Annotated in this window: 5 protein-coding genes; 2 read left to right on the top strand and 3 right to left on the bottom strand. The window is 56.0% G+C overall.

The genetic code is table 11. The annotated features are described in order from the left end of the window. A partial coding sequence (locus tag AC1D00_RS33400; RefSeq protein ID WP_477013598.1) for an AI-2E family transporter occupies positions 1-586 on the top strand: 586 nt, incomplete at its 5' end. 188 nt (positions 587-774) lie between these two features. Here AC1D00_RS33400 and AC1D00_RS33395 read toward each other — a convergent pair. After that, positions 775-1,452, bottom strand: a complete 678-nt coding sequence (locus AC1D00_RS33395; protein ID WP_135179222.1) for a Crp/Fnr family transcriptional regulator — start codon at positions 1,450-1,452, stop codon at positions 775-777. Between the two features lie 737 nt (positions 1,453-2,189). Between AC1D00_RS33395 and AC1D00_RS33390 the strand changes: the two genes are divergently transcribed. Further along, entirely contained in the window at positions 2,190-2,693 is a 504-nt protein-coding gene (locus AC1D00_RS33390; RefSeq protein ID WP_477013597.1) for a hypothetical protein, read from the top strand. 271 nt (positions 2,694-2,964) lie between these two features. Here AC1D00_RS33390 and AC1D00_RS33385 read toward each other — a convergent pair whose 3' ends face one another. Together AC1D00_RS33385 and AC1D00_RS33380 are read right to left on the bottom strand one after the other, a co-directional pair. Next, the gene (locus AC1D00_RS33385; protein WP_477013596.1) at positions 2,965-3,126 is read right to left on the bottom strand and encodes a hypothetical protein; all 162 of its coding nucleotides are present in this window, start codon (positions 3,124-3,126) and stop codon (positions 2,965-2,967) included. Between the two features lie 245 nt (positions 3,127-3,371). Continuing rightward, entirely contained in the window at positions 3,372-3,902 is a 531-nt protein-coding gene (locus tag AC1D00_RS33380; protein WP_477013595.1) for a DUF1003 domain-containing protein, read from the bottom strand. Positions 3,903-4,257 lie beyond the last annotated feature (355 nt).

Below are 4,257 nucleotides of genomic sequence, written 5' to 3'. Positions count from 1 at the left end.
GTTTACGACGGTCTTGGTGCTCTATTTTCTTTTGGTCGCGGGCAACATATTCCTCCGACGCGTCGTTGAAATCCTGCCGACCTTCAGCAACAAGCGACAAGCCGTCGATATCTCTCAGCAGATCCAAGAGGACATATCAGGATATCTCCTGACCATCACGGCCATGAACGCGGCTGTGGGTATCGCGACGGCGGCTGCGATGTATCTTTGCGGCCTGGGAGACCCTTTGTTGTGGGGCGCCACCGCCTTCCTGCTCAACTATATTCCGATTTTGGGGCCGCTTTTCGGGGTCTGCATCTTCGTGCTGGTCGGAATGCTGAGCTTCGAGAGCTTGTGGTGGTCCTTGCTGCCGCCGGTGCTCTACCTCGGCATTCATCTCGTTGAGGGCGAAACACTAACGCCCATGTTGCTTGCGCGGCGCTTCACGTTGAACCCGGTGCTGATTATCCTGTCGCTGGTGTTCTGGTTCTGGATGTGGGGCGTGCTTGGTGCGATCTTGGCTGTGCCGATGCTGGCTATTCTGAAGATCATCTGTGACAGGTTGCGCCCACTAAAGGCGCTGGGGCATTTCCTCGAAGGGGAATAGTGACGTCGGCCAACGATTTCACGCACCTTTTTGGTGCGCCGGATCTCGACCTCGCATCCCTGGCGGAACGAGCACCGTCGGCGCGACTTGGTGAGGGGCGACCGGATGCATATGCCCCCCAAGCATCCGATGAAATGACGGCCTCAGCACGCCCCCACGCCCTGGGGTCGTTCCTTGGGACCGCCCTGCTAATCGCGCTCTCTCAGCAGGGGCTTCTCATGCAAAACCGCGCTCAACAGCGAATTGTGGACCTCGATGTGCCCATTATAGCTGATGAGGCCCAGCCTGCGAAACTTGTTCATGAAATAGCTCACGCGGGATCGCGTCGTCCCGATCATCTCGGCCAATGTCTCCTGACTGATATTCGCGCTGATCGGCTGCGGACTGCCCTCCTTGCCAAAATTCGCGAGCAGCAACAACAGTCGAGCAAGCCGCCGCTCGCTCGAATTGAAGAGCTGGTCGATCAGGTCCTCCTCAATCCGACCGTTCCGGGTCAGAAGATAGGACATGAAGAGCTGTGAAAATTTCGGTTCGTCGCGAATAGCCGCCATCATCGCGTCTTTGGTGATTGACGTGATAACGCAATCTTCCATGGCTGTTGTTGTCGCGATGCGTAATGGATGACCATTCATGCATCCTTCGCCAAAGAATTGGCCGGGCTCCAGAATTGCGACGACCGCTTCCTTGCCCTGCTCAGACACGACCGTTAGCTTGACCCTGCCTTTTTGAATGTAAAACACCGAGTCTGCGACGTCGCCTTGCTCGAACACGTGCCGGTTTTTCGGAAGCTCGAGAAACGTTTTCCCTGCGCCCACTTTGGCGAGGAATTTTTGGGGGTCAAAGACGTCCTTGATTGGCTTTGCCACGGAAGCCTCCTTTGACTCGCAAACCTGCCCGATCTCGGTTAACTGCCAAGCGCCCGGGCACGAGCTGTTTTAGCCAGCTAATCACTTGCGGGGCTTGCTCCGTTCTCAGACATTACCTGCTGATTATCAGCAGTTCTACGGAAAAAAGCCCGACTTCTTTGAGCGCGTCAGTTCGCTGGCCGCCGGCGACAGAATGCTCGCCTCAGATCGGCGGAGCGAGGCAATGCGCGTCTTATGGGAGTGGCTCGCCGTCAGCCTGTCGCCTTCGGCGCACCGTTGGCTGTTTCGGTATCAGCCATTTCTTCATGTCTGCGGCGAAGCGAAGTTGCGGCGCGCTTCTGATGGCTTTGCATCGCATCAAGCCGGGCGGCAACTTCTCTGCCTGTGCCAAAGCCTCAGATGCCCGGGCAGCCCAATCGTTACGATCGAGATGATTGGGCGGTGATTCTGTCATGTCATCCTTGTTACTTTGGGTCTCAAGCCGCTGCGTCGTGAATCGGGATGAGACGGARGCACGATCGAACTCTCCGGTGTTCACGGATGCCGATGATCGTGGGGTGATGCGGCAGTATGCTGGTTCGGCAGCCCAGCCCCCTGGTCAATATTGCTCACTCTTGTGCCATCTTATTTGTACGCCGGGGCCTCGTTATTCGAACCTTTGATCCCCATATTTAGGCAAGTTCGACCATCGAGGATGGTCGGAGATGGGCCGAGACTTTCAAACGAAAGGGCCCGGCATGTTTAAATCTCAGCAGTATCGTGCAAAAGCAGCCGAGTACGACGAACTGATTAAGCGTTCGACCGACCCGGATGAGGTCCATAGATTTCAAAAGCTGCAGCACCGATTTGCCTCGCTCGCCGATAACGAGCAGGGACTGGCGGACGAGTATGACAATGCTGTGCAGGTGGCGGAACAGGACCGATCGCACGGCGTAGCCCTTACGGCCGAAGAAGAGCTTATTCTGCGGTGTCTTGGCGCAGCCATCATCATGCAATGGAATGCTCTGCCGACGACGCTGCAACGGGAGATCTTCGACACCGCCGGGTCGATTGGCAAGTTACTGGAGACAGCGGCGCTCCGCGGCCAAATCGCCCGATTTCTTCACAACCACAAGGATGATGCCGGTCGCGGCAAATTGCCGTTAACAGAAGACATGCCTACCGATGCGAGATCGCGCACTTTGGCTCTGTCACGGTGGGACAACGAGGGAGGCGCAGTCCGCGATGGTCTGCCGATGTAAATAAACGCCGATAACAGGAGAACTCCCATGTCAGCCGGCATATCATAGGATGACCTGAAATTTGCGGCACGAGAGTGCCGCGAGAGATGCTGGCCGAGGCCGTCCGCAACATCCAACACGAGACAAAGCGCCCGCCGAGAGTGATCGCGGGCGAAGGCCTTCCTACCTGAGTCCAATACCTGAGCCCAAAGAATTAAACGCCCGCCATGCGGGCGTCACTCTGCACGATATTGGTTCCTGCCAAGGGAACGACGCGCGCCCCGCCGCATTATCAATCATCGCGATAAACGCGATCTGAGGGATAACCCATCATGAAACGGTTTCTATTAATCGGAGTTGCAGCTTGCAGTTTTGCGCTCGTTCCAATTCTGTCTGCATCGGCAATGCCGAGCGCAAATCCGAATGCACTTGTCGGCACCGACACCTCGATCATCCAGGTGCACGGCTGGGGCCATCACGGAGGCCGAGGTCATCACTACGGATGGGGTCGAGGCCATCACTACGGGTGGGCCCACCATCGTCGTTGGTGAAGCATCACTGGCGAATGATGATGATTCTCGTGGAAGCCGCCAGTCTGGCGGCTTCGTTTTTTGCGACAGTTCGCATCGGAGGCACCGATTGGCCGGACGACAAGCATCAACGTGGCTCAACTGGCCGGTCAGCGACTAACAAGCTCAGCTAGGTCTTACCTGGCACCCGTCCGGCCTCGATAGCAGCGACAAGCTCGGGCGCGAGGTGCGCGGACAAACGCTGAATGATGTTGAGCAACTGCAGGATTTCTTGCTCACGCAGGGCGTCAATCTTGTTGTGTAGCAATTCGATCTCTAGTTCAGCCTTCACGTTTATCCGGTAATCGTGTTCGGCGTGCCTGCGGTCAATCTCCGATTGCCGGTTCTGGCTCATCATGATGATGGGTGCTGCGTAGGCTGCTTGGAAAGAAAGCACCAGGTTGAGCAAGATAAAGGGATAAGGGTCCCAGTGGTTGATGAATGCAATCATGTTCAGAATGATCCAAATGCCGAGTAAGACGCTTTGGATGATGATGAAGCGCCAGGAACCAACTGTTTCAGCGACCCGGTCGGCAAGCATCGCGCCCGGCGTCAGTGCGAGCTTGGGGACATTGCGGGCTGGCTTTTGCGACCGAAGGTCTCGCAATCGCTCTTGGTCTTCCTGGCTTAAATGCACTTTGTGGCTTTGCTCGTCGGTCATTCGTCGCATCCACAGTTAAGAGAGGTCTTCCACACATAGAGGTTGCGCATCGCGTTTTGAACTAAGCTCGGCTCGGTCTAATTCCCGCTCTGTTCGAAATAAGTCGTGAATGATCTTGCAGAATTCCTGTTTCGTTAAAGTTTCGTGCGTGAGCAATTTTGACCATAAGCTCGCCTTGCGCTGTGACATAGTAGTTTAGTGGTTCTCGGCATCTTTCGGTGACTGAGAGTGTTGTGCTCACGCCTGATCTTGGGGGCGGGCATCATGCCCGAAATTCAGCCCAGCCAACTTCAGCCTGTCAAGTTGAGGTGCTGCTTCCAAACGAGCGCGGCAGACTCGCCTTAAAGCCATGAGT

The organism is Bradyrhizobium sp. P2_E8 (assembly GCF_056403875.1).
The sequence above is the reverse complement of the archived record's forward strand: the minus strand, read 5'-3'. Positions and strand labels throughout refer to the sequence as shown.